The sequence below is a fragment of the Oryzihumus leptocrescens genome, from assembly GCF_006716205.1.
GTDB classification, from domain to species: domain Bacteria; phylum Actinomycetota; class Actinomycetes; order Actinomycetales; family Dermatophilaceae; genus Oryzihumus; species Oryzihumus leptocrescens.
On sequence record NZ_VFOQ01000001.1, the window covers coordinates 1,125,537 to 1,148,472 of the forward strand.

Sequence of the window (22,936 nt, forward strand, 5' to 3'; positions counted from 1 at the left end):
CGAGCCTCCCCCTGTCGGTCCCTGCTCCGGGAGCACCATAGTGCCCCCCGCGCAGCAGGGGGCCGGGCGGTCGTCACCGGTTGAGGCCGCACGATAGGTTGGCGGCTCGCCGGCGACGCCGGTCTGGGGAAGCGCGAGTCCCGTCGCGACGGTGGGGGACGCCGGAACAGCAGGAGGCGCACACACATGGCAGTCACGTTGCGCAGGGGCGCTCGCGAGCAGGCCCCCGAGGTGCCGTCGGGGCGGATCGTCCTGCAGCCACCGCCGGAGATCACCCCGTCCGAGGGTGCGAGCAGCCTGCTGATGAACGCCGTGCCGATGCTCGGCTCGGTGGGCTCGATCGCCTTCGTCGCGCTGGCCAGCCCCGGGGTCAAGGGCTACATCGCCGCCGGCATGTTCCTGCTGGCCTCCGTCGGCTTCGTCGGCGTCAGCGGCTGGCGCCAGAAGCAGCAGCACAGCGCCGGGGTCAGCGAGGCCCGCCGCGAGTACCTCTCCTACCTGGCCGAGGTCCGCGAGACGGTCCGGGAGGCGGCGCGGCGCCAGCGCCGGGCCGCCCAGTGGAACTACCCGGCCCCCGACGCGCTGCCGGTGCTGTGCGAGGAGCGCTCCCGCGTCTGGGAGCGGGCGGTCACAGACGAGGACTTCCTCCGGGTGCGCTTCGGCCGCACCAACCAGCCGCTGTGCATCGCCCTCGAGGCCCCCGAGACCCCGCCGATGGCCCAGCTCGACCCGGTCGCGGCCTCGGCGCTGCACCGGCTGCTGACCACCCACCGGATCCAGCCGGACCTGCCGGCCGCGGTCTCGCTGCCGTTCTTCTCCCGCATCGAGGTCACCGGCGAGGAGCAGCCCACCCGTGGTCTGGCCCGCTCCATGGTGAGCGCCGTCGCCGCCCAGCACGCCCCCGACCAGCTGGTGGTGGCCGTGGTGGCCTCCGAGCAGGCGCTGCCGGAGTGGGAGTGGGTCAAGTGGCTGCCGCACAGCCAGAGCCTGCGCGAGCGGGACGGCGTCGGGCAGTCCCGCCTGGTCGCCACCTCCCTGACCGACCTCGAGCCGCTGCTGCCCGAGGACCTGCGTGAGCGCCCCCGGTTCGGGCGCACCGACCAGGCCGTCCTGCCGCACGTGCTGCTCGTGGTCGACGGCGGCGAGGTGCCGCCGGGCAACGCGATCATCACCGAGGAGGGCGTCCTCGGCGTCACCGTCCTGCACCTGCCCGAGCGCTGGGACGAGCTGACCACCCCGGGGCGGATGCGGCTGGCCCTCGGCCAGCCCCAGGTGAACGGGCCGTATGCCGGTCTGTCGCCGATGCAGATCCTCACCGTCGGCAGCGAGCCCGCCCAGGGCGTCGCCGACAGCATGTCCATCGCGCAGGCCGAGGCCGCCGCCCGCCGCCTGGCCCCGCTGTATGCCGGTGCCGCGCCCGAGCGCCGCGACGCCCTGGCCGGCGCCACCGAGCTGGTCGACCTGCTCGGCCTGGGCGACGTGCGCGACTACGACGTGGACGCCGCCTGGCGTCCCCGCCTGGCCCGCGACCGGCTCCGGGTGCCGATCGGCGTCGGCGCCCAGGGCCAGGTCGTCTCCCTGGACATCAAGGAGTCCGCCCAGCAGGGCATGGGCCCTCATGGCCTGGTGATCGGCGCGACCGGCTCGGGCAAGTCCGAGCTGCTGCGCACCCTGGTGCTCGCCCTGGCGATGACCCACTCCTCGGAGTCGCTGAACTTCGTGCTGGTCGACTTCAAGGGGGGTGCGACCTTTGCCGGCATGGCCGACATGCCGCACGTGTCGGCGGTGATCACCAACCTCAGCAACGAGCTGACCCTCGTCGAGCGCATGCAGGACGCCCTGCACGGCGAGATGGTTCGCCGCCAGGAGCTGCTGCGGGCTGCGGGCAACTTCGCCAACATCCACGACTACGAGCGGGCCCGGGCCGGTGGCGCCGACCTCGAGCCGCTGCCGGCGCTGCTCATCGTCGCCGACGAGTTCTCCGAGCTGCTCAGCGCCAAGCCCGAGTTCGTCGAGCTTTTCGTGGCCATCGGCCGCCTGGGCCGGTCCCTCGGCATGCACCTGCTGCTGTCCTCGCAGCGACTGGAGGAGGGGCGCCTGCGCGGCCTGGAGTCGCACCTGTCCTACCGGATCGGCCTGCGCACCTTCTCCGCCGGCGAGTCCCGCACCGTGCTGGGCGTGCCCGACGCCTACGAGCTGCCGGCCGTGCCGGGCCTGGGCTACCTCAAGCCGGACCAGACGACGCTGGTGAAGTTCAAGGCCGCCTACGTCTCCGGCCCGCCGAAGTCGCGGCGCCGTGCTGCGGCCAGCTCCTCGGCCCTGGTCAGCGAGATCCTGCCGTTCACCGCCGCCCCGGTCCTGCGGCTCAACCAGGTCAGCGAGCCCGAGCCGGTCGAGACCGGCCCGGTCGAGGACCGTGCGGTGTTCGACATCGCCGTGGCCCGGATGCGGGGCAAGGGCCGGCCGGCGCACCAGGTCTGGCTGCCGCCGCTGGACGTGCCGAGCTCGCTGGACCAGCTCATGCCCGACCTGTCCGTGGACCCCGCGCTCGGCCTGGTCAGCCGCCAGTGGCGCGGCGCCGGGTCGCTGGTGGTGCCGCTGGGCATCGTGGACCTGCCGCTGGAGCAGCGTCGCGACACCCTGGTCGCCAACCTCGGCGGCGCGGCCGGCCACGTGGCCATCGTCGGTGGTCCCCGCTCCGGCAAGAGCACCCTGGCCCGCACCCTGGTGGCCTCGCTCGCGCTGACGACGACGCCGCTGGAGACGCAGTTCTACGTCCTCGACTTCGGTGGCGGTGCCTTCTCGCCGATGACCAAGCTGGCCCACGTGGCCGGTGTCGCGAGCCGCAACGAGCCGGAGGTCGTGCGCCGTACCGTTGCCGAGGTCCGCGGCATCGTCGACCAGCGCGAGGCCTACTTCCGCGCGCAGGGTATCGACTCGATCGAGACCTACCGCCGCCGCCGGGCCGAGGGCACCGCGGATGACGGCTACGGCGACGTCTTCCTCGTCGTCGACGGCTGGCCCACCGTGCGGGCCGAGTTCGAGGAGCTCGAGGCGCAGATCCAGGAGCTCGCCGGCCGTGGCCTGACCTTCGGCTTGCACCTGGTCGCCACCACCTCGCGCTGGATGGACTTCCGGAGCCAGGTCAAGGACGTCTTCGGGACCAGGATCGAGCTGCGCCTCGGTGACCCGACCGACTCCGAGATCGACCGCCGCGTCGCCGCCAACATCCCCAAGGGCCGTCCCGGCCGCGGCGTGGAGATGACCCGGCACCACTTCCTCGGCGCGATCCCGCGCGTCGACGACAGCGGCGACGTCGGCTCCCTCGGCGCCGGTGTCGACGACCTCATCTCCCGCGTCAACGGTGCGTGGCAAGGCCCGAGCGGTCCGAAGCTGCGCCTGCTGCCCGCCGAGATCGGGCTGGATCGGGTGCGCGAGCTGGCCGGGGCCAACGACCGGCGCCTGCTGCTCGGCGTCGACGAGGCCGACCTCGCACCGGTCGGGCTGGACCTGGCCGAGGAGCCGCACCTGTTCCTCTTCGGCGACAGCGACTCCGGCAAGACGGCGATGCTGCGCGGCTACGCCAGCGAGGTGATGCGGTTGCACACCCCGCAGCAGGCGCAGATCTTCGCCGTCGACTACCGCCGGGCTCTGCTCGGGGAGGTCCCCGAGGACTACCTGGCCGGCTACTTCACCACCGAGGACCAGGCCACCGAGCAGATCCGCGACCTGGCCGGCTACCTGCGCGGCCGGCTGCCCGGCCCGGACGTGACCCCCGAGCAGCTGCGCACCCGCAGCTGGTGGACCGGCGCCGAGGTCTTCGTCCTCGTCGACGACTACGACCTCGTGGTCACCTCGGCCGGCAGCCCGCTGACGCCGCTGGTGCCCCTGCTCGCCCAGGCCTCGGACGTGGGCCTGCACCTGGTGGTGACCCGCCGTTCCGGCGGTGCGGCCCGGGCGCTCTACGAGCCGGTCCTGCAGTCGATGCGCGACCTCGCGGCGCCGGGGATCCTGCTCTCGGGCAGCCCGGACGAGGGCCCGCTCATCGGCTCGATCAAGCCGACCCCCTCGGTGCCGGGTCGTGGCCGGCTGGTCTCGCGCGAGCTGGGCAACCGGGTCGTGCAGCTGGCCTGGACGCCCTCGCGCCACCGCTGACCGCACGCACCGCAAGGGCCGGGCCCGGATCTCTCCGGGCCCGGCCCTGTCGTGTGCCCGGGTGAAACCGCGTGGGCGGGGGACCTCAGAGGGCGCGCAGGTACTGCTTCGGCCAGGGCGTGGACGCCGGCTGCACCTCCAGGGCCTGGGCGGCGTGCAGCGGCCAGTACGGGTCGCGCAGCAGCTCGCGGGCCAGCAGCACGGCGTCGGCCTCGCCCGCGGCGAGGATGTCCTGTGCCTGCTTGGGCTCGGTGATCATGCCCACGGCGCCGGTGGCGATGCCCGCCTCGCGCCGGATCCGCGCGGCGAACGGCACCTGGTAGCCGGGGCCGACCTCGACCTGCTGGCGGTGGTCGAGCCCGCCGCTGGAGACGTCGACGAGGTTGACGCCGTGCTCCTTCAGGCGCCGGGACAGCTCGACGCTCTGGTCCACGTCCCAACCCTGTCCCTCGGGCAGCCAGTCGGTCGCCGAGAGGCGCACGACCAGTGGCAGCGCCTCGGGCAGCTCCTCACGCACCGCGTCGACCACCCGCAGCGGCAGCCGCATGCGGCCCTCGAGGTCGCCGCCGTACTCGTCGGTGCGGTGGTTGGCGGCGGGGGAGAGGAACTGGTGCAGCAGGTAGCCGTGCGCACCGTGCAGCTCGATGACCTCGAAGCCCGCGGCCACCGCACGGCGGGTCGCGGCCCGGAAGTCCTCGACCAGGGCATCGAGGTCGGCGCCCGTCAGCGCGCGCGGCGCGGCGTAGTGGCCGAACGCCTCCGCGCTGGGGGCGACGGTCTGCCAGCCGCCCTCCTCGACCGGGACGGACCCGCTGCCCGTGGCGAACGGGGCATATGTCGAGGCCTTGCGTCCGGCGTGCGCGAGCTGGATGCCCGGCGTGGCCCCGGCGGCGGCGACCTGCGCCACGATCGGCGCGAACGCCTCGAGCTGGGTGTCGTTCCACAACCCCAGGTCCTGCGGGCTGATCCGGCCCTCGGGGGTGACCGCGGTCGCCTCGGCGATGACCAGGCCCGCGCCGCCGACGGCCCGGGAGTGCAGGTGCGTGGCGTGCCACGCGGTCGGGGCGCCCGTCGCCGGGCCGGTGTCGGCCGCGGAGTACTGGCACATCGGCGACATCCACACGCGGTTGCGCACGGTCACGTCACGGAGTTGGAACGGCTCGAAGAGGGAAGTCACGTCATGGTCCAAGTCCTTGCGCACGCTGGCTATTCCGGTGTCATCGACCCCACGGGTATGCCGCCCGGTCAGGTGCGCTCACGGCATACCTGAAGGCGCACGGGCACGTGCGCCTTTGGGTGGAGCCGGGGCGGCCGCGGCCGGAGCAGCGTGGGACTGCCCGGTGCACCCCCTGCGCGCCGGGGACCTGCCACGTCTGAGGAGAACTGCCATGACCGTTCTGGTCGAGATGGACATGCCCATGCCCCGGGAGCTGATCGAGGCGCTGGGCGACAAGATGGGAGTGCACACCAAGGCCCCCGAGGGGCTGGTCAGCCACGTGCTGTCCGAGACCGGGGAGGGCTGCCACGTGATGGACATCTGGGACTCCCCGGAGATGTTCGAGCGGTTCCGCGACAGCGAGCTCGTGCCGCAGATGATGAGCTTCCTGCAGGAGCGCGGGATGACGCCGCCGGAGCACCTGCCCGACCCGAAGTACACGCCGGTCTACGACCTGGTCCGCGGCAGCTGAAGCGGTCCCCGGAAGACGCACAGGTTCGTGACGCTCGCACCGGTTTGCCCCTGTGCGAACTGTCACGAACCTGCGCCCGGCGGGCGCCGGGTCGGCCGGTCAGCGTCCGCGGGTCAGCGTCGGTGGGTCAGCTCGACCAGTAGACCCGGCCGGGGTTCATGATCCCGGCCGGGTCGAACAGCGCCTTGACCGCGCGCTGCCGCGCCAGCTCGGCGGGTCCGAGCTCCTGGGCCAGCCAGCGCGACTTCAGCGAGCCGACGCCGTGCTCGCCGGTGATCGTCCCGCCCAGCTCGAGTGCCACGGAGACCAGGTCGCCGAAGGCCTCCTCGGCGCGCTCGCGGCTGCCCTCGACCGCCGGGTCGAAGAAGAAGCAGGGGTGAAGGTTGCCGTCGCCGCCGTGCCCGGACATGGTGATCTCGACCTCGCGCTTGGCCGCGATGTCCTGCCCGGCGCGGATCAGCTCGGTGAGCCGGCCGATCGGCACGCACACGTCCTCGATGAACCGGTGCCCCTTGGCCTCCAGGGCGGGGTTGAGCGCCCGGCGCCCGGCCAGCAGTGCATCCGCCTCCTGCGCGTCGTCGGCGACCGCGACCTCGGCGGCGCCCGCGGACTCCAGCACCGCGGCATACCGCTGCACGTCCTCGGCGGTGTGGCCCGGCCGGTCGCTCTGCACGATGAGCGCGGCGGCGCAGCCCTGCGGGAAGCCGTAGTCCGCCACCGCCTGCACCGCCGTGATCGTCGCGGCATCCATGAGCTCCAGGAGCGAGGGGCGGTGCCGCTCCTGGCGCAGGGCGATGATCGCCGCGCTGGCCCGCTCCAGGTCGTCGAACGTCGCGAGCACCGTCAGCGCCGGGTCCGGCGCCGGCACCAGCTTCGCGGTCACCTCGGTGACCACGCCGAGGGTGCCCTCGGAGCCGACGAACAGGCCGGTCAGGTCCAGGCCGGCCACGCCCTTGGCGGTGCGCCGGCCGGTGCGGATCACCTCCCCGCCGGGCAGCACGACCTGCAGGCCACGGATGTAGTCGGCGGTCACGCCGTACTTCACGCAGCACAGCCCGCCGGCGTTGGTGGCCACGTTGCCGCCGATGGTGCAGAACGCCGAGGAGGCGGGGTCGGGCGGGTAGAACAGGCCGGCCTGCGCGGCGGCCTGCTTCAGGTCGGCGTTGATGACGCCGGGGCCGGCGACGGCCACTCCCTCGAGGGGGTCGACGTCGTGGACGGTGTCGAGCGCCTCGACGTTGAGCACCACGGCGCCCTGCATCGCCACGCCGCCGCCGGCGAGGCCGCTGCGCGCGCCCTGCGGCACCACCGGGGTGCCGGTCTGCTGCGCGAAGCGCATCACCTCGACCACGTCGGCGAGGTCGCGGGCCCGGACCACCTCGTAGTCCGCCGGCGCCGCGGCACCCAGGGACTCGTCCACGGCATACGTCGCCTTGACGTCCGGGTCGGTGACCACACGGCCGCTGAGCGAGGAGGGGAGCGCTGCCACGGCCCAACCCTATGCCGGTGCGCGACAAGCGCATCGCGGCCCGCGCCCCGGCTGCCCTAGACTGACGGGCACAGGCGTCGACCCGGCCATCACCGGCGAGCCTCCGGAAGAACGGGCCGCGAGGCCTTACTAGAACCGGACGGGTGGGCCCGTCACAGCCTTCGACCAGAGCGGCCGTATGCCGTGTCCCCGCCACCGGGGGCCGCGTCCGGCAAGCGAGGTGGTACCGCGGTGCCTCCCGGACCGACCCGGGGGACGTCGTCCTCGCGAAAGGCACGGCCACGAGCCGGACGCTTTCGACGAGATGGAGACGCCCGCGATGACCTACCCCAAGGTCGACTTCCTCAGCCCCGAGTCCGCCGACGCAGCGCGCCCGCAGGGTGTCGCCGCGAGCCCGCGCTTCCCGGAGATCGAGGAGCGGATCCTCAAGTACTGGGCCGCCGACGGCACGTTCCAGGCCTCCATCGACAACCGTCCGGCCGGCGACAACGGCGAGAACGAGTTCGTCTTCTACGACGGCCCGCCGTTCGCCAACGGCCTGCCGCACTACGGCCACCTGCTCACCGGCTACGTCAAGGACCTCATCCCGCGCTACCAGACCATGCGGGGGCGCCGGGTCGAGCGCCGCTTCGGCTGGGACACCCACGGCCTGCCGGCCGAGCTCGAGGCGCAGCGCAAGCTGGGGCTGAAGACCAAGGCCGACATCCTCGAGCTGGGCATCGAGAAGTTCAACGCCGCCTGCCGCGAGTCGGTGCTGCAGTACACCCAGGACTGGGAGGAGTACGTCACCCGCCAGGCCCGCTGGGTCGACTTCGAGAACGACTACAAGACGCTCAACCCGGAGTACATGGAGAGCGTCATCTGGGCGTTCAAGACGCTCTACGACAAGGGCCTGGTCTACGAGGGCATGCGCGTGCTGCCCTACTGCTGGAACGACGAGACGCCGCTGTCCAACCACGAGCTGCGCATGGACGAGGACGTCTACCAGCAGCGACAGGACCCGTCGGTCACCGTCGCGGTGACGCTGGAGACCGGCGAGAAGCTGCTGGCCTGGACGACCACGCCGTGGACGCTGCCGAGCAACCTGGCCATGGCCGTCGGCCCGGACCTCGACTACGTCACCGTCGAGCACGACGGCTCGCGCTACGTCCTGGCCGAGGCGCGCCTGGCCGCGTATGCGCGGGAGCTGGGGGAGGACGCCACCGAGCGGGTCGTGGCCCGCCACAAGGGGTCCGAGCTCGTCGGCCGGCGCTACGCCCCGATCTTCGACTTCCTCACCGACACCTCGGTCTGGGGCACCGAGAACGCCTGGCAGGTCATCGCCAGCGACCACGTCACCACCGACGACGGCACCGGCGTGGTGCACATGGCCCCGGCCTACGGCGAGGACGACCAGAAGGCCTGTGAGGCGGTCGGCATCCCGACCATCCTCACCGTCGACGAGGGTGCGAAGTTCACCGCCGCGGTCCCGGCCTACCAGGGGCTGCAGGCGTTCGAGGCCAACCGCCCGATCATCAACGACCTCAAGGCCGCCGGGCTGCTGGTGCGGGAGGAGAGCTACGTGCACTCCTACCCGCACTGCTGGCGCTGCCGGAAGCCGCTGATCTACAAGGCGGTCTCGAGCTGGTTCGTCGAGGTCACCAAGTTCAAGGACCGGATGGTCGAGCTCAACGAGCAGATCACCTGGGTGCCTGAGCACGTCAAGCACGGCCAGTTCGGCAAGTGGCTGTCCAACGCCCGCGACTGGTCGATCAGCCGCAACCGCTTCTGGGGCAGCCCGATCCCGGTGTGGAAGTCTGACGACCCCAACTACCCGCGCATCGACGTCTACGGCTCGTTCGAGGAGCTCGAGCGGGACTTCGGGGTCGAGGTCTCCGACCTGCACCGGCCGTTCATCGACGGGCTGACCCGGCCGAACCCCGACGACCCGACCGGTCAGTCGACGATGCGCCGGGTGGCCGACGTCCTCGACGTGTGGTTCGACTCCGGCTCGATGAGCTTCGCGCAGGTGCACTACCCCTTCGAGAACGCCGAGTGGTTCGAGCACCACTTCCCCGGCGACTTCATCGTGGAGTACATCGGCCAGACCCGCGGCTGGTTCTACACGATGCATGTCCTCGCCACGGCGCTGTTCGACCGGCCCGCGTTCCAGAACTGCCTCAGCCACGGCATCGTGCTGGGCAACGACGGCCAGAAGATGAGCAAGTCGCTGCGCAACTACCCGGACGTCTCCGAGGTGTTCGACCGCGACGGCGCCGACGCGATGCGCTGGTTCCTCATGTCCAGCCCGATCCTCCGCGGTGGCAACCTCATCGTCACCGAGCCGGGCATCCGCGACGGGGTCCGCCAGGTGCTGATCCCGCTGTGGAACGCGTGGTACTTCTTCTCCCTCTACGCCAACGCCGCGAACGGTGGCGACGGCTACGAGGCGCGGTGGTCCACCGCCTCGGAGGACGTGCTCGACCGCTACCTGCTGGCCAAGCTGCGCGACCTCGTGCAGGACGTGCAGGGGCAGCTGGACGCCTACGACGTGGCCTCGGCGTGCGACTCGGTGCGCGGCTTCCTCGACGTGCTGACCAACTGGTACATCCGGCGCTCGCGGGAGCGGTTCTGGGACACCGCCGGCGACGGCTCGGCCTCGGCCGCGTTCGACACCCTCTACACCACCCTCGAGGTGCTCACCCGGGTCGCGGCGCCGTTGCTGCCGTTCACCACCGAGGAGATCTGGCGCGGCCTCACCGGCGGCCGCTCGGTGCACCTCACCGACTGGCCGGTGGCCTCCGACCTGCCCTCCGACGAGCCGCTCGTGGCGGCGATGGACCGGGCGCGGGAGATCTGCTCCACGGCCCTGGGCCTGCGCAAGGCCAACGCGCTGCGGGTGCGGCTGCCGCTGCAGGACCTGACCGTCGTCACCGAGGACGCCGCCGCGCTGGAGTCCTTCGGCGCGGTCGTCGCCGACGAGGTCAACGTCCGCACCGTCACCCTCGTGGACATGGCGTCGGCGAGCGAGGCGGACTTCGGCATCTCCCAGAAGCTGACCGTCAACGCCCGCGCCGCGGGCCCGCGCCTGGGCAAGCAGGTCCAGGTCGCCATCAAGGCGAGCAAGTCCGGCGACTGGTCCGTCCAGGAGGACGGCACCGTCGTGGCCGGCGGCCTGCCGCTGCAGGAGGGGGAGTACACCCTCGAGACGGTGGTGGCCGAGGACGGCCACGGCGAGGGCAGCCGGGCCACCGGCATGCTGCCGGGCAGCGGGTTCGTCGTGCTGGACACGACGGTGACGCCGGAGCTGGCCGCCGAGGGCCTGGCCCGCGACGTCGTGCGGGCGGTGCAGCAGGCCCGCCGCGACGCCGGCCTGGACATCAGCGACCGGATCAGCCTGACGGTGACCGGCGACCAGCAGGTGTGGGAGGCCACCGTGGCCCACCAGCAGCTCATCATGGAGGAGACCTTGGCCACCCAGTTCGGCTCCGCCCCGGACCTCGAGGCACTGCCACTGGGCGATGGTGTCGTCGAGGCCACGGTCGGCGACGGCCAGGCCATCCGCATCCTGGTGAAGAAGCTCTGATGGCGCCGTCGTCCGGCCGTCCCGACGCGGCCCAGCAGCACGCGGCCGAGCAGCTCGAGCTCCGCAAGCGCATGCGGGAGGTGGAGCAGGAGATCCTCGCCCGCACGCCCGAGCATGACCTCGAGCCGTCCCTGGACCGCATCGCCGCGGTGATGGAGTTGCTCGGTGACCCGCAGAAGGCCTTCCCGGTCATCCACGTCACCGGCACCAACGGCAAGACCTCGACGACCCGCATGATCGAGCGGCTGCTGCGCGAGGCGGGCCTGTCCACCGGCCGGTTCACCTCGCCGCACCTGCACGACATCCGCGAGCGGATCGCCCTGAACGGCAAGCCGATCCCGCCGGAGAAGTTCATCGCGGCGTACGAGGACGTGCTGCCCTACGTCGAGATGGTCGACACCAAGTCGGTCGACGAGGGCGGCCCCCGGATGACGTACTTCGAGGTCGTCGTGGCGGTGGCCTACGCCGCGTTCGCCGACGCCCCCGTCGACGTCGCGGTGGTCGAGGTCGGCATGGGCGGCTCCTGGGACGCGACCAACGTCGCCGACGGGACCGTCGCCGTCGTGACCCCGATCGCCCTGGACCACGAGCGCTTCCTGGGCTCGTCGGTGGAGGACATCGCGACCGAGAAGGCCGGCATCATCAAGGAGGGCGCCATCGCCGTCATCGGCGTGCAGGAGCCCGAGGTCACCGAGATCCTGCTCGAGCGCGCCGCCGAGGTGGGCGCGACACCGGCGGTCGAGGGGAGCGCGTTCGGCGTGCTGGCCCGTGACCTCGCCGTCGGCGGCCAGCAGGTGTCGGTCCGCGGCCTGTCCGGGGACTACAACGACCTGTTCCTGCCCCTGCACGGCGCCCACCAGGGGCACAACGCGGCCATCGCGCTCGCGGCGGTGGAGGCGTTCATCGGTGGCGGCGAGCAGCCGCTCGACATCGACGTGGTGCGCGCCGGCTTCGCCGAGGTGTCCTCCCCGGGCCGGCTGGAGATCGTGCGCCGCTCGCCCACGGTCCTCGTCGACGCGGCGCACAACCCCGCCGGTGCCGAGGCGCTGCGCGCGGCGCTGGAGGACTCGTTCAACTTCGCCCGCATCATCGGCGTCATCGCCGTGCTCGCGGACAAGGACGCCACGCAGATGCTCGAGATCCTCGAGCCGGTGCTGGACGAGGTCGTGGTCACCCGCACCACCTCCCCGCGGGCCATGAGCCCCCGCGCCCTGGGCGACCTCGCCACCGAGATCTACGGCGAGAACCGCGTCACCGTCGTCGACAGCCTGCCCGAGGCCCTCGACCGGGCCGCCGGCCTGGCCGACGAGGGTGGCGTCGCCGGGGGCGTGCTGGCCACGGGCTCGATCACCACCGCCGCCGAGGTCCGCCTCCTGCTGGGCGTCACCGAGGTCTGAGCGGCCGTATCGCGTTCACGGGGTTCCCCCATGGCCCCGGGCTCCGGGCCATGGGGAACACACTGCCGGCGACCGGGACCGTGGTTTGGACGACGAGTGAGCCGGGACGCACTCACGGGCTCAGCTGGTCGGTGCGAAGCCGGGGACGTTGAGTCCCAGCCAGCCGAGCGCGCCGGGCAGGAGGCCGAGCCAGACCGCCGCGCGGTGCCCGGCGTGCTGGAGCACGGTCGCATCGATCGCCAGGGGTGGCCGGGCCACCTTGAGCAGCTCGGCGCTCGAGGTGTACGACACGGGGTCGGTGTGCGAGGTCTCCATCCACAGCGCTACCGGTGCTGGCCGCCGCCGGGTCAGGGCAACGAGGTCGTAGCGTCGCGCCAGCGCGCTCCCGGGGGCGTACGGCTCGTAGCTCGGGCCGAGCTCAGGGCGGAAGTACCCACCCATGACCACGGCGGCGCTGTACTGCGCCGGGTGCAGCATCGCCGCCATGGCGGCGCACCAGCCGCCCGAGGAGATCCCGATCGTCGCCCACGAGGACCGGTTGGTGCTGACCCGGAACGTGCGCGCCACCCACTCGGGCACGTCGCGGGTCAGCCAGGTCTCCATCTGCGGGGTGCCCGGGCGCCCGTTGACGCACTCGGTGTCGGCGCCGGCGGGGACCTGCAGGTCGGGGGAGACGATGAGCGCAGGGCGCATCCGGTGCGCCGCCACCTGGTGGGCCAGTGCCGAGCCCAGCCCCATGCTGCGCACCCAGGTGAACGGCGAGCCGGGGTAGCCGTGGAACGTCTCCAGCACGGGGTAGCGGACCGAGGCGTTGGCGTGACTGGCGTATCCGGCGGGCAGGCGCACCACGACGAGGCCGGTGACGCCGCTGCGCGGCCCGCGCACGGTGTACAGCAGGTCCCCGGACCCGTCCGTCGTGGTGGCCAGCGCCGGCAGGCGGCCGGTCGCGCGCTGGGCCGCAGCGCCGGCGACGGCGCGGGAGGCCGCGTCCGTGGCGGTCGCGCCACGCTGGAGCGTCGTCGTCGTGACCGTGCCGCTGAGCGCGCCCTCGAGGTCGGTCCAGTCCGCGAAGTAGAGGAACTGGGCGTTGAGCTGGGTCGCCGCGGTGAGCAGCACGAGCACGTTGACGCCGAGCAGCAGCCCGGCGCGCCCGGCGAAGCGGCGCCACCCGCGGCCGGACAGCGACGGCCACCAGACCACGAGGGCGACGAACGCCGCCGTGGTGGCGAGCACCACCAGCGCCATGAACGGCCACCCGGTCAGCGAGAACACCGTGCCACCTGCTCCTCCCCGGTCGACCGGCCGCACCGGGACGCGGCGCCGTCGGCCGCTCACGGCCACCGTAGGGACGGTTGCTGCACAGGCGCTGGGTGCCGGCTGGGGATCGGCCGCCCGCGCCAGGGCAGCCCTGCCTCCAATGGGAGACTGGAGCGGTGCTGAGCTCCCTGGTCCTCTACGGCGTCCCCGAGAAGATGACGCGGCGCCTCGCGGCGACCGTCATCGGCAGCCAGGGCCTGGCCGTGTTCTTCGGTGCCCTCGTGGCCCGCGCCCTGGCCGAGGCACGCGGCGAGTCGAGCTCGGGCGCCTTCCTGGCGGTGGGGAGCGCCATCGCGGTGCTGTGCATCCTCGACGCCGGCATGCTGCGCCGCCCGTGGGGGATCACCCTGGGCTGGGTGCTCCAGCTCGCCACGCTGCTGTCCGCGTTCGTCGTGCCGATGATGCTCGCCGTGGGCCTGATCTTCGGGGCGCTGTGGGTCACCGCGCTGGTGCAGGGCGTGAAGATGGACGCGCTCACGCGGGCGCACGCGGCCGAGGCCGGCTCGGCCACGCCGCCGGCCGATCGGTAGGCTCCGGCCCATGACTGAGCGTTCCCTGGTGTTGGTGAAGCCCGACGGCTTCAAGCGCGGACTCTCCGGCGAGGTGCTGCGGCGGGTCGAGGCCAAGGGCTACACGCTCGTGGCCCTGTCGATCTTCGTCCCCGACCAGGACCGCCTGGCGCTGCACTACGCCGAGCACGAGGGCAAGCCGTTCTACGAGCCGCTGGTCGACTTCATGTCCAGCGGCCCGGTGACCGCCGCCGTCATCGAGGGGGAGCGCTGCATCGAGGGCTTCCGCGCCCTGGCCGGCGCCACCGACCCGACGGCCGCGCTGCCCGGTACGATCCGCGGCGACCTCGGCCGCGACTGGGGGCTGAAGGTCCAGCAGAACATCGTGCACGGCTCGGACTCCCCGGAGTCGGCCAAGCGCGAGATCGAGATCTGGTTCCCCGGGCTCGCCTGAGCCCCGCCTGACTCGGCAAGGCCCGTCCCGCAGCTGCGGGACGGGCCTTGCTCATGCTCAGGCAGGTATGCCGCGCCGGACACCCGGCATACCTGCGTCGCGTGCAGGTTGCCAAGGGCAGCGGCCGAGCCTTGACTGACGGCGAGGCGCAGGGCCGGGTCCGGCCGGATCCACGGCTCGGTCGCCGTGGAGGTGACGGCTCATGGCGACACGACCGGAGTCCGTGAGCACGGACGGACCCACCGCGGAGACCAGCGTCGGCGGGCTGCCTGGCCCGGACCGCGCGATGACCCGGTTCGCGGCGGCCGCAGGTGTGCTCGGCATGGTGGTCGTGGTCGTCATGGGCCAGCTGCACCCGGGGAAGGCGCCGCCCAACGACAGTGCGGCGTCCTTCCTGGAGTACAGCCGGTCGAGCACGTGGACCGCGGTGCACATCGGCCAGTTCACCGGGACGCTCCTCGTGTCGCTGATGCTCCTGACGCTCGCCCGCCTCGGCGCCGTGCGCCGCGGGGCCGTCGGCGTCCTTGCGACCGTCGGGGGGTTCGCCACGGTCCTCTATGCGGCGGTCTTCGCCGTCCAGATGGCCGTGGACGGCGTGGCGCTCAAGGGGGCGGTCCACCGCTGGGTCACGGCTCCCGACCCGGCCGCGAAGGAGGCCGCGTTCCTCGCCGCCTCCGCCGTCCGGGACGTCGAGAAGGGGCTGTCCGGCTTCTTCCAGATGCTGGGTGGGACGTCCCTGCTCGCCCTCGGCCTGGGCATCGCCATCGGGCGCCTGCTGCCCCGGTGGCTGGGGTGGGTGGCGGTCCTCGCCGGCGCCGGGCTCGTGGCCGGAGGGGCCCTGACCGCACACACCGGGTTCTCCTCCACGGCCTCTGCCGTCCTCCTGGGGCCGAGCGTGCTCCTGCTCGTCTTCGTGCTCGGTGCCAGCGTGCCCCTGTGGCGCGGTCCCGCCGCGGCCCCACCCGCCTCGTGACCGCTGCGGGCGTGACCCGTGCCCGCTGAGCGGCGGCGTCCGGCTCAGCCGGGGGCCACCTCGTCCAGGCCGGCGATGACGACCTCGAGCAGGGAGGCGAGCTGCTCGCGCTGGGCGTGGGTGAGCGGGGCGAGGACGTCGGACTCGACCAGGTTGGCCTCGCGGATCGCGGCCTTGAAGGTGGCCCAGCCGTCCCCGGTGAGCGTGACGAGCACGCGGGTGCGGTTGTCGGGGTCGGCGGCCCGGGCGATCAGGCCCCGCTGGGCCATGCGGTCCAGCCGGTGGGTCATCGACGAGGCGGCGACGTTGGTGGCCTCGGCGAGCTGGCTGGGCGTCATCGCGCCGCCGTCTCCGGAGGTGGCCAGCCGGGCGAGCACGCCCCACTCCCCGGCGGACAGGTCGAGGTCGGCCAGCTGGTGGGCGTACCACTGGTTCATCCGCCGGGCCAGGCCGTGCACGGCGGTGATGACCCGCTGCACCGACTCCTCACCCCCGGCGGCGACGTAGGCCGCCACGTCGGCCCGGTAGCGCTGGTGCTCGGACTCCCGGCGCGCTCCACCCCGCTTCGCGTTGCTCATGGCGCCATCCTGTCATGCTAGAGTTTCGAACTCGAAATATTCGATAAGCAAGATTACGACCTGCAACTGTGAAAGGACCGGTCCGGTGAGGCGCGCCCGTCTGCTGATCCTGGCTTCGACCATCGGCATGCTCGGCTGGGGCACGGTGCTGCCCTACCAGTACGCGTATGCCGCCAACACGCGTGGGTGGGGCGGTCTCGTCGCCGCCGGGGCCTCGAGCCTGTTCTCCATCGGCGCCCTCGTGGCCGCGCCCGTGGCCGGTCGGCTCACCGACCGGCTCGACCCGGTGCGGGTGTTCGTCGTGGCCAAGCTCGTCGCCGCGCTGGGCACCGGCTCGCTGCTGCTGGCGGAGACGCCGGGCCTGTTCCTCGCCGGCATGTTCGTCTTCGGTGTCGGGCTGACCGGCGCCGGGCCGGCGCAGTCCGTGCTCGTCCTGCGGTGGGTGGGCCAGGCCGACCGTCGTCGCGTCTTCGCGTGGCAGTTCACCGGCCAGGCGCTCGGCATGGCGGTGGGCTCGTTCGTGGCGGGCTACCTCGTGGACCTGCACCGCCCCCACGGCATGTGGCCGGCCTTCGCGGCGGCGGCGATCGGGTTCACCGTCTCGGCCGCGCTCGTCGCGGCCACCGGGCTGGGCCCCGCCGCGGAGCCCGAGCCGGTCGCCCGCCCGGAGGAGGCTGCGACCGGGACCGGCTCGGCCGGCATACGGCTCATCCTGGCCAGCCCCGCGCTGCGGTGGACCGCCCTGGTCACGGTGACCCTCGCCCTGGGCTTCTACGCGCAGTTCGAGAGCGGGCTGCCGGCCTACGCGATCACCGTGCTGTCGGTGCCCGAGCGCACCGTCGGCACCGCCTCGGCGGTCAACTGCCTCGTCATCATCCTCTTGCAGATGGTCGTCACCCGGTTCACCGCCGGCCGCTCGGCGCCGGCGCTGCTGGTGGTCGTCGGCGCGATCTGGGTCGCCTCCTGGGGCCTGCTCGCGCTCGCCGACCACGTGCCGGCCCTCGCCGGGGCGCTGTTCGTGACCGCGTTCGGCGTCTTCGCGCTGGGCGAGACGATGTACGCCCCCGTGCTCAACCCGCTCACCGCCAGCCTCGCGCCGGCAGGCATGGTCGGCACCACCCTCGGCGTCTTCTCCGCGCTGCAGACCGGGGTCTCCGCAGCCGGCCCGCTGCTCGCCGGCCTCGCGCTCAGCGGGGGCACCGGGGGAGTGTTCCTCGCCGCGCACGTCGGCATCAGCGTCCTCGCCGTGGGGTCCGCCTGGCGGCTGTGGGTCCTGCTGCGTCGCACGCCGGCCGAGGCACCTGTCGCATCCCACTCCGAGCCGGCGCCTGCGCCGGCGCCGGTGGCCTGACCGCGATTAGGGGCGCACGCGGCCGCGCTGCTAACCTTGCTGACTGCCGTGAACCGGCCGCGGATCAGAGAGAGCCCAGGTGAACCAGCCCTGTGGCACCGCGCAACGACACCAGAAGGAGCACTGTGGCCCTCGACGCTGCTGTGAAGAAGGACATCCTCGCCGAATACGCCACCCACGAGGGCGACACCGGCTCCCCCGAGGTGCAGATCGCGATGCTCACGCGTCGCATCAAGGACCTCACCGAGCACGCTCGCGAGCACAAGCACGACCACCACAGCCGGCGCGGCCTGCTGCTGCTGGTCGGCCGCCGCAAGCGCATGCTGCGCTACCTGGAGGCGACCGACATCGAGCGTTACCGCTCGCTGATCAAGCGCCTCGGTCTGCGCCGATAAGACGTCTCATGTGAGGGAGGCGGCCCGCTCCGATTCACCGGAGTCCGGGTCGCCTCCTTTCGCATGAGCGGCCCGTATGCCGGGCCCGGCCCGCGTGCCCCGCGCGCGGACCCAGCCACACGGCATACGGTGCCGGGGGCACCTGCCCCAGGCAGGGCTCACGAAGGAAGCCCGTGCACAACGACGATGCACGCGGTGTTTGTGAATGAGAGAACAGGAGGGCCCAATGGAGGGTCCAGAGATTCAGTTCGCCGAAGCCACCATTGACAACGGCTCGTTCGGCACCCGCACGGTCCGGTTCGAGACCGGTCGCCTGGCCAAGCAGGCCGGCGGCGCCGTTGCCGCCTACCTCGACGACGACACGATGCTGCTGTCGACGACCACGGCCGGCAAGTCCCCCAAGGACCAGTTCGACTTCTTCCCGCTGACGGTGGACGTCGAGGAGCGCATGTACGCCGCGGGCAAGATCCCCGGCTCGTTCTTCCGTCGCGAGGGCCGCCCCTCGACCGACGCGATCCTCACCTGCCGCCTGATCGACCGCCCGCTGCGCCCGACCTTCAAGAAGGGCCTGCGCAACGAGGTCCAGGTCGTCATCACGGTGCTGTCGCTCAACCCCGACCACCAGTACGACGTGCTCGCGATCAACGCCGCGTCGGCCTCCACCCAGATCTCCGGCCTGCCCTTCAGCGGCCCGATCGGTGGCGTCCGCGTCTCGCTGGTCGACGGCCAGTGGGTGGCGTTCCCGAACTTCTCCGACATCGAGCGCTCGACCTTCGACATGGTCGTCGCCGGTCGGGTCGTCGGCGACGACGTCGCGATCATGATGGTCGAGGCGGAGTCCACCGAGTCCACCTGGAACCTCGTCAAGAACGAGGGCAAGCAGGCTCCGACCGAGGAGGTCGTGGCCGAGGGTCTCGAGGCGTCCAAGAAGTTCATCAAGGTCCTGTGCGAGGCCCAGGCCGAGCTGGCGAGCAAGTCCGCCAAGGAGGTCCAGGAGTTCCCGATCTTCCTGGACTACCAGGACGACGCGTACGCCGCGGTCGAGTCCGCGGTCTCCGCCGACGTCGCGCAGGCGCTCACCATCGCCGGCAAGCAGGCGCGCGAGACCCGTCTCGACGAGATCAAGGACGCCATGAAGGCCTCCCTCGCGGAGTCCTTCGAGGGCCGCGAGAAGGAGCTGTCGGCGGCCTACCGCTCGGTGCAGAAGAAGCTGGTCCGCCAGCGGATCCTGCGCGACAAGGTCCGCATCGACGGCCGTGGCCTGGCCGACATCCGCGCCCTCGGCGCCGAGGTCGAGGTCCTGCCGCGCGTGCACGGCTCGGCGATCTTCGAGCGTGGCGAGACCCAGATCATGGGCGTCACCACGCTGAACATGCTCCGCATGGAGCAGCAGCTCGACACGCTGTCGCCGACCACGCGCAAGCGCTACATGCACAACTACAACTTCCCGCCCTACAGCACCGGTGAGACCGGCCGCGTCGGCTCGCCGAAGCGCCGCGAGATCGGTCACGGCGCCCTGGCCGAGCGCGCGCTCATGCCGGTCCTGCCGACCCGCGAGGAGTTCCCCTACGCGATCCGTCAGGTGTCCGAGGCCCTCGGCTCCAACGGCTCGACGTCCATGGGCTCGGTCTGCGCCTCGACCCTGGCGCTGATGAACGCCGGTGTGCCGCTGCGCGCCCCGGTCGCGGGCATCGCGATGGGCCTGGTCTCCGACGAGGTCGACGGCGAGACGCAGTACGCCGCGCTGACCGACATCCTCGGCGCCGAGGACGCGTTCGGTGACATGGACTTCAAGGTCGCCGGCACGCGCGAGTTCGTCACGGCCATCCAGCTCGACACCAAGCTCGACGGCATCCCCGCCTCGGTGCTGGCCGGCGCGCTGACCCAGGCCCGTGACGCCCGTCTGCACATCCTGGACGTCATGGCCGAGGCCATCGACACCCCGGACGAGATGAGCCCGTTCGCGCCTCGCGTCATCACGGTGAAGGTGCCGGTCGACAAGATCGGCGAGGTCATCGGCCCGAAGGGCAAGATGATCAACCAGATCCAGGAGGACACCGGCGCCGACATCTCCATCGAGGACGACGGCACCGTCTACATCGGTGCCACCGACGGCCCGTCGGCCGAGGCCGCGCGCGCGGCGATCAACGCGATCGCCAACCCGCAGATGCCCGAGGTCGGCGAGCGCTTCCTCGGCACCGTGGTCAAGACGACGACCTTCGGGGCGTTCGTCTCGCTGCTGCCCGGCAAGGACGGCCTGCTGCACATCTCCGAGGTGCGCAAGCTCGTCGGCGGCAAGCGGATCGACTCCGTGGACGACGTCGTCAAGGTGGGCCAGAAGGTCCAGGTCGAGCTCAAGGAGATCGACCCGCGCGGCAAGCTCTCGCTCGCCGCGGTCCTGCCCGAGGGCGACGAGGCCGCGGCCGGTGAGGCCAAGGCTGAGGAGCCCGCGCAGGGCTGACGCCTCCTGCACGACGCCGAGGCCCGGTGCCCCCTCGTGGGGTGCCGGGCCTCGGTGCGTTCACCCGGCGTCTGCGGGAGCAGTCCGGTCGCGGTCAGCCGCCGAACCACCCCGCCGCGTCCAGCCGGAAGTGGTCCGGCGGCGTGACGCGCCGCAGGTCGTCCTCGAGGGCGCGCAGCCTGGCCTCGCCGACCGTGCCGGCCCACCCGGAGCGCAGCTCCTCGAAGATAGCCGCCGAGCGGGAGAGGGCGTCGACTCCCCGGTCGGTCAGCCGGACCAGCCTGCGCCGCGCGTCGACCGGGTCGTCGACGCGTGCCACGTAGCCCAGGTCCTCCAGGCGCTCGATGGTCTTGCCGGCGGCCTGCTTGCTCACGCCGAGCCTGCGGCCCACCTCGCTGGCCGAGGCCCCCTGGCGGCCGATCGCCTGCATGGCGAAGCCGTGCGAGGGTCGCAGGTCCGGGTGGCCCTGCTCGGCCAGCCGCTCGTGCAGCTGGTCGATGAGGGCGCGGAAGCCCGCGAACAGCAGCAGGGGCAGCTCGAACCCGGCGTGGTCGCGGTGGGGCGCGGCGGGCATCGGGAATCTCCTTATCGACAACGTGGTTGACCAATACCGTCAATATAGTTGACGATATCAGTGTGCCGACCCTGGAGACCGCACCCCGCGGACTCCGTCGCGGCCGGCCCGTCCTCAAGGAGATCGCATGTCCACCACGCAGTTCCCGCTCCACACCATCGACTCGGCTCCCGAGGCCGCGCAGCCGGCCATGTCCGGCGTCGAGCGCCGCCTCGGGTACCTGCCGGCACCCGTGGCCATGATGGCCACCTCCCCGGAGGCGCTCCAGGCCTTCCTCGCGGCGAGTGCCACCTTCGACCGGACGTCCCTGACGCCGGTCGAGCGGGAGACCGTGATCCTGACCGTGGCGACGCGCGCGGAGTGCCACGTCTGCGTCGCGATGCACACCGCGGCCCTCACGAGGCGACGGGCCTCCGGCGAGCTCATCGCGCAGCTCCGGGCCGGTGAGCCGCTCACCGACCCGAAGCTGGAGGCGCTGCGACGGTTCACCCTGGCGGTCATGGACAGCAGCGGGGGCGTCTCGGCGTCGGACCAGGAGGCCTTCCTCGTGGCCGGCTACACCCGGCGCAACGCCCTCGAGGTCGTCCTCGGCGTCGGTGCCTACACGATGTCCACGTTCGCCAACCGGCTGACCGGCGCGCCGCTCGACCCCCAGATGGAGGCGTACGCCTGGGAGCCGGGGGCCTGACGTCCGTGACGTCGTGGCGGGGCCCCAGGTGGGCCGGTGTGCCCGCTCACTAGGCTGGCCCGCGTGAGCGCGATCAAGGTCTCCGTCATCGGCGCCGACGGGCGCATGGGTTCCGAGGTGTGCCGCGCGGTCGAGGCCGCAGCGGACACCGAGCTCGTCGGCCGCTTCGACCACGGGGACGACCTCGGCGACCTCGCCGGCGCCGACGTGGTCGTCGAGTTCTCGGTCCCGGACGCCTCCGCCGCCAACGTGGCGCACTGCGTGGAGCGAGGGGTGCACGTCGTCGTCGGCACGACCGGGTGGAGCGAGGACAAGCTGGCCACGCTGCGCGACCAGGTCGGTGCCCGGCCCGGTGTCGGCGTCCTCATCGCCCCGAACTTCGCGATCGGCGCGATCCTCATGATGAGCTTCGCCCAGCAGGCCGCCCGGTTCTACGAGTCGGTCGAGGTGGTCGAGCTACACCACCCCGACAAGGTCGACGCCCCCTCGGGCACGGCGGCCCGGACCGCCTCGCTGATCGGGGCCGCCCGACGGGAGGCCGGCCTGGGCGACGTCCCGGACGCGACCACGCACGACCCGGACGGCGCCCGTGGGGCGCGCGTGGACGGCATACCGGTGCACGCGCTGCGGCTGCGGGGGCTGGTCGCGCACCAGGAGGTGCTCTTCGGCGGCACGGGGGAGCTGCTGACCATCCGGCACGACTCCTTCGACCGCGTGAGCTTCATGCCCGGCGTGCTGGAGGGCGTGCGCAAGGTCGCCGACCACCCCGGCGTGACGGTCGGGCTCGAGCACTACCTCGGTCTGGCCTGATCCGTTGCGCGAGAAGGCCCGTGAGCGCATCACCGCGCTCGTGCTGTTCGTCGTCCTGGCGTTCTACTCGGTCACCATCGGGTGGCGGGGCGTGCTCCTCGTCACCGACAGCGGCGGCCGCGTGGTGCCGGTCCTGCTCGGCATCGCGGTCGTGCTCATGCCGGTGGTGGCGCTGTGGGCGATCTGGCGGCTGGTGCTGTTCGCCCGTGACGGCTCGGCGATGATGCAGCAGCAGGGGGAGCCGGCCGGACCGCAGGACGAGACGTGGCGAGCCCACCTCGTCGAGGCCGAGGCCCACCGCCAGGCGGGGGAGCGGGGCGCCGAGCAGCGCGCCTACCGCGCCGCCGTGCGGGCGTGGCGGGAGAGCCGCTCCGCCTGACCCGGTTGGCGCCGGTATGCCGTGTGGCTCCGCGCGCTGCCTGGATGCCGGGGTGCTCCCGGGCGACGATCATCGCGGCGTTCTTGGGCCGTTCTCGGACCCAAACCCCGCGACGATCGTCGCTCGGAACCTCAGCCCCGGGATAACGGGCCC

The 22,936-nt window shown here is 72.5% G+C and carries 18 protein-coding genes; 13 read left to right on the top strand and 5 right to left on the bottom strand.

Annotated features, from left to right (window positions below; all coding sequences use genetic code 11):
* The first annotated feature begins 186 nt into the window (after positions 1–186).
* Positions 187–4,155: a type VII secretion protein EccCa gene (eccCa, locus tag FB474_RS05395; protein ID WP_141787708.1), complete on the top strand. Its 3,969-nt coding sequence runs from the start codon at positions 187–189 to the stop codon at positions 4,153–4,155.
* An 85-nt stretch (positions 4,156–4,240) separates the two neighbouring features.
* On the opposite strand, the gene FB474_RS05400 is transcribed toward eccCa, so the two are convergent.
* Positions 4,241–5,332 (bottom strand): NADH:flavin oxidoreductase/NADH oxidase, encoded by a 1,092-nt coding sequence (locus tag FB474_RS05400; RefSeq protein WP_141787709.1) that lies wholly within the window; start codon positions 5,330–5,332, stop codon positions 4,241–4,243.
* A 211-nt stretch (positions 5,333–5,543) separates the two neighbouring features.
* On the opposite strand from FB474_RS05400, the gene FB474_RS05405 reads away from it, so the two are divergent.
* Positions 5,544–5,843, top strand: a complete 300-nt coding sequence (locus tag FB474_RS05405) for a hypothetical protein (protein WP_141787710.1) — start codon at positions 5,544–5,546, stop codon at positions 5,841–5,843.
* Positions 5,844–5,970: 127 nt separating this feature from the next.
* On the opposite strand, the gene FB474_RS05410 is transcribed toward FB474_RS05405, so the two are convergent.
* Complete coding sequence (locus FB474_RS05410) at positions 5,971–7,332, bottom strand: FAD-binding oxidoreductase (protein WP_141787711.1); 1,362 nt, start codon at positions 7,330–7,332, stop codon at positions 5,971–5,973.
* Positions 7,333–7,651: 319 nt separating this feature from the next.
* Here FB474_RS05410 and ileS point away from each other — a divergent pair, with 319 nt between their 5' ends.
* The gene (gene ileS / locus FB474_RS05415; RefSeq protein ID WP_141789825.1) at positions 7,652–10,897 is read left to right on the top strand and encodes an isoleucine--tRNA ligase; all 3,246 of its coding nucleotides are present in this window, start codon (positions 7,652–7,654) and stop codon (positions 10,895–10,897) included.
* Entirely contained in the window at positions 10,897–12,294 is a 1,398-nt protein-coding gene (locus FB474_RS05420; RefSeq protein WP_141787712.1) for a bifunctional folylpolyglutamate synthase/dihydrofolate synthase, read from the top strand. The genes ileS and FB474_RS05420 overlap by 1 nt, the downstream gene beginning before the upstream one ends.
* A gap of 120 nt (positions 12,295–12,414) precedes the next feature.
* Here the strand turns inward: FB474_RS05420 and FB474_RS05425 are convergent, their stop codons facing one another.
* Complete coding sequence (locus FB474_RS05425) at positions 12,415–13,629, bottom strand: alpha/beta hydrolase (protein WP_141787713.1); 1,215 nt, start codon at positions 13,627–13,629, stop codon at positions 12,415–12,417.
* A gap of 98 nt (positions 13,630–13,727) precedes the next feature.
* On the opposite strand from FB474_RS05425, the gene FB474_RS05430 reads away from it, so the two are divergent.
* The 3 genes from FB474_RS05430 to FB474_RS05440 all read left to right on the top strand — a co-directional run bounded on the left by FB474_RS05430 (position 13,728) and on the right by FB474_RS05440 (position 15,547).
* Positions 13,728–14,141, top strand: coding sequence for a DUF4233 domain-containing protein (locus tag FB474_RS05430; RefSeq protein WP_246092058.1), 414 nt, complete (start codon positions 13,728–13,730; stop codon positions 14,139–14,141).
* 10 nt (positions 14,142–14,151) lie between these two features.
* The gene (gene ndk / locus FB474_RS05435; protein WP_141787714.1) at positions 14,152–14,574 is read left to right on the top strand and encodes a nucleoside-diphosphate kinase; all 423 of its coding nucleotides are present in this window, start codon (positions 14,152–14,154) and stop codon (positions 14,572–14,574) included.
* A gap of 202 nt (positions 14,575–14,776) precedes the next feature.
* On the top strand, positions 14,777–15,547 hold the full coding sequence (locus tag FB474_RS05440; protein ID WP_141787715.1) for a hypothetical protein: 771 nt from the start codon (positions 14,777–14,779) through the stop codon (positions 15,545–15,547).
* Between the two features lie 44 nt (positions 15,548–15,591).
* On the opposite strand, the gene FB474_RS05445 is transcribed toward FB474_RS05440, so the two are convergent.
* Positions 15,592–16,125, bottom strand: a complete 534-nt coding sequence (locus tag FB474_RS05445; RefSeq protein ID WP_141787716.1) for a MarR family winged helix-turn-helix transcriptional regulator — start codon at positions 16,123–16,125, stop codon at positions 15,592–15,594.
* Between the two features lie 85 nt (positions 16,126–16,210).
* Between FB474_RS05445 and FB474_RS05450 the strand changes: the two genes are divergently transcribed.
* From FB474_RS05450 to FB474_RS05460, 3 genes are all read left to right on the top strand, one after another.
* Positions 16,211–17,476, top strand: coding sequence for an MFS transporter (locus tag FB474_RS05450; protein ID WP_246092059.1), 1,266 nt, complete (start codon positions 16,211–16,213; stop codon positions 17,474–17,476).
* A 125-nt stretch (positions 17,477–17,601) separates the two neighbouring features.
* Positions 17,602–17,871 (top strand): 30S ribosomal protein S15, encoded by a 270-nt coding sequence (gene rpsO, locus FB474_RS05455; protein WP_141787718.1) that lies wholly within the window; start codon positions 17,602–17,604, stop codon positions 17,869–17,871.
* A 226-nt stretch (positions 17,872–18,097) separates the two neighbouring features.
* On the top strand, positions 18,098–20,332 hold the full coding sequence (locus FB474_RS05460; RefSeq protein WP_141787719.1) for a polyribonucleotide nucleotidyltransferase: 2,235 nt from the start codon (positions 18,098–18,100) through the stop codon (positions 20,330–20,332).
* A gap of 94 nt (positions 20,333–20,426) precedes the next feature.
* Here FB474_RS05460 and FB474_RS05465 read toward each other — a convergent pair whose 3' ends face one another.
* Positions 20,427–20,906, bottom strand: a complete 480-nt coding sequence (locus FB474_RS05465) for a MarR family winged helix-turn-helix transcriptional regulator (protein ID WP_185746048.1) — start codon at positions 20,904–20,906, stop codon at positions 20,427–20,429.
* Positions 20,907–21,033: 127 nt separating this feature from the next.
* Here FB474_RS05465 and FB474_RS05470 point away from each other — a divergent pair, with 127 nt between their 5' ends.
* The 3 genes from FB474_RS05470 to FB474_RS05480 all read left to right on the top strand — a co-directional run bounded on the left by FB474_RS05470 (position 21,034) and on the right by FB474_RS05480 (position 22,783).
* A complete protein-coding gene (locus FB474_RS05470; protein WP_185746049.1) occupies positions 21,034–21,594 on the top strand; it encodes a carboxymuconolactone decarboxylase family protein in 561 nt (186 codons plus the stop codon).
* Between the two features lie 63 nt (positions 21,595–21,657).
* On the top strand, positions 21,658–22,404 hold the full coding sequence (dapB, locus tag FB474_RS05475) for a 4-hydroxy-tetrahydrodipicolinate reductase (protein ID WP_141787720.1): 747 nt from the start codon (positions 21,658–21,660) through the stop codon (positions 22,402–22,404).
* Positions 22,405–22,408: 4 nt separating this feature from the next.
* On the top strand, positions 22,409–22,783 hold the full coding sequence (locus FB474_RS05480) for a hypothetical protein (RefSeq protein ID WP_141787721.1): 375 nt from the start codon (positions 22,409–22,411) through the stop codon (positions 22,781–22,783).
* Positions 22,784–22,936 lie beyond the last annotated feature (153 nt).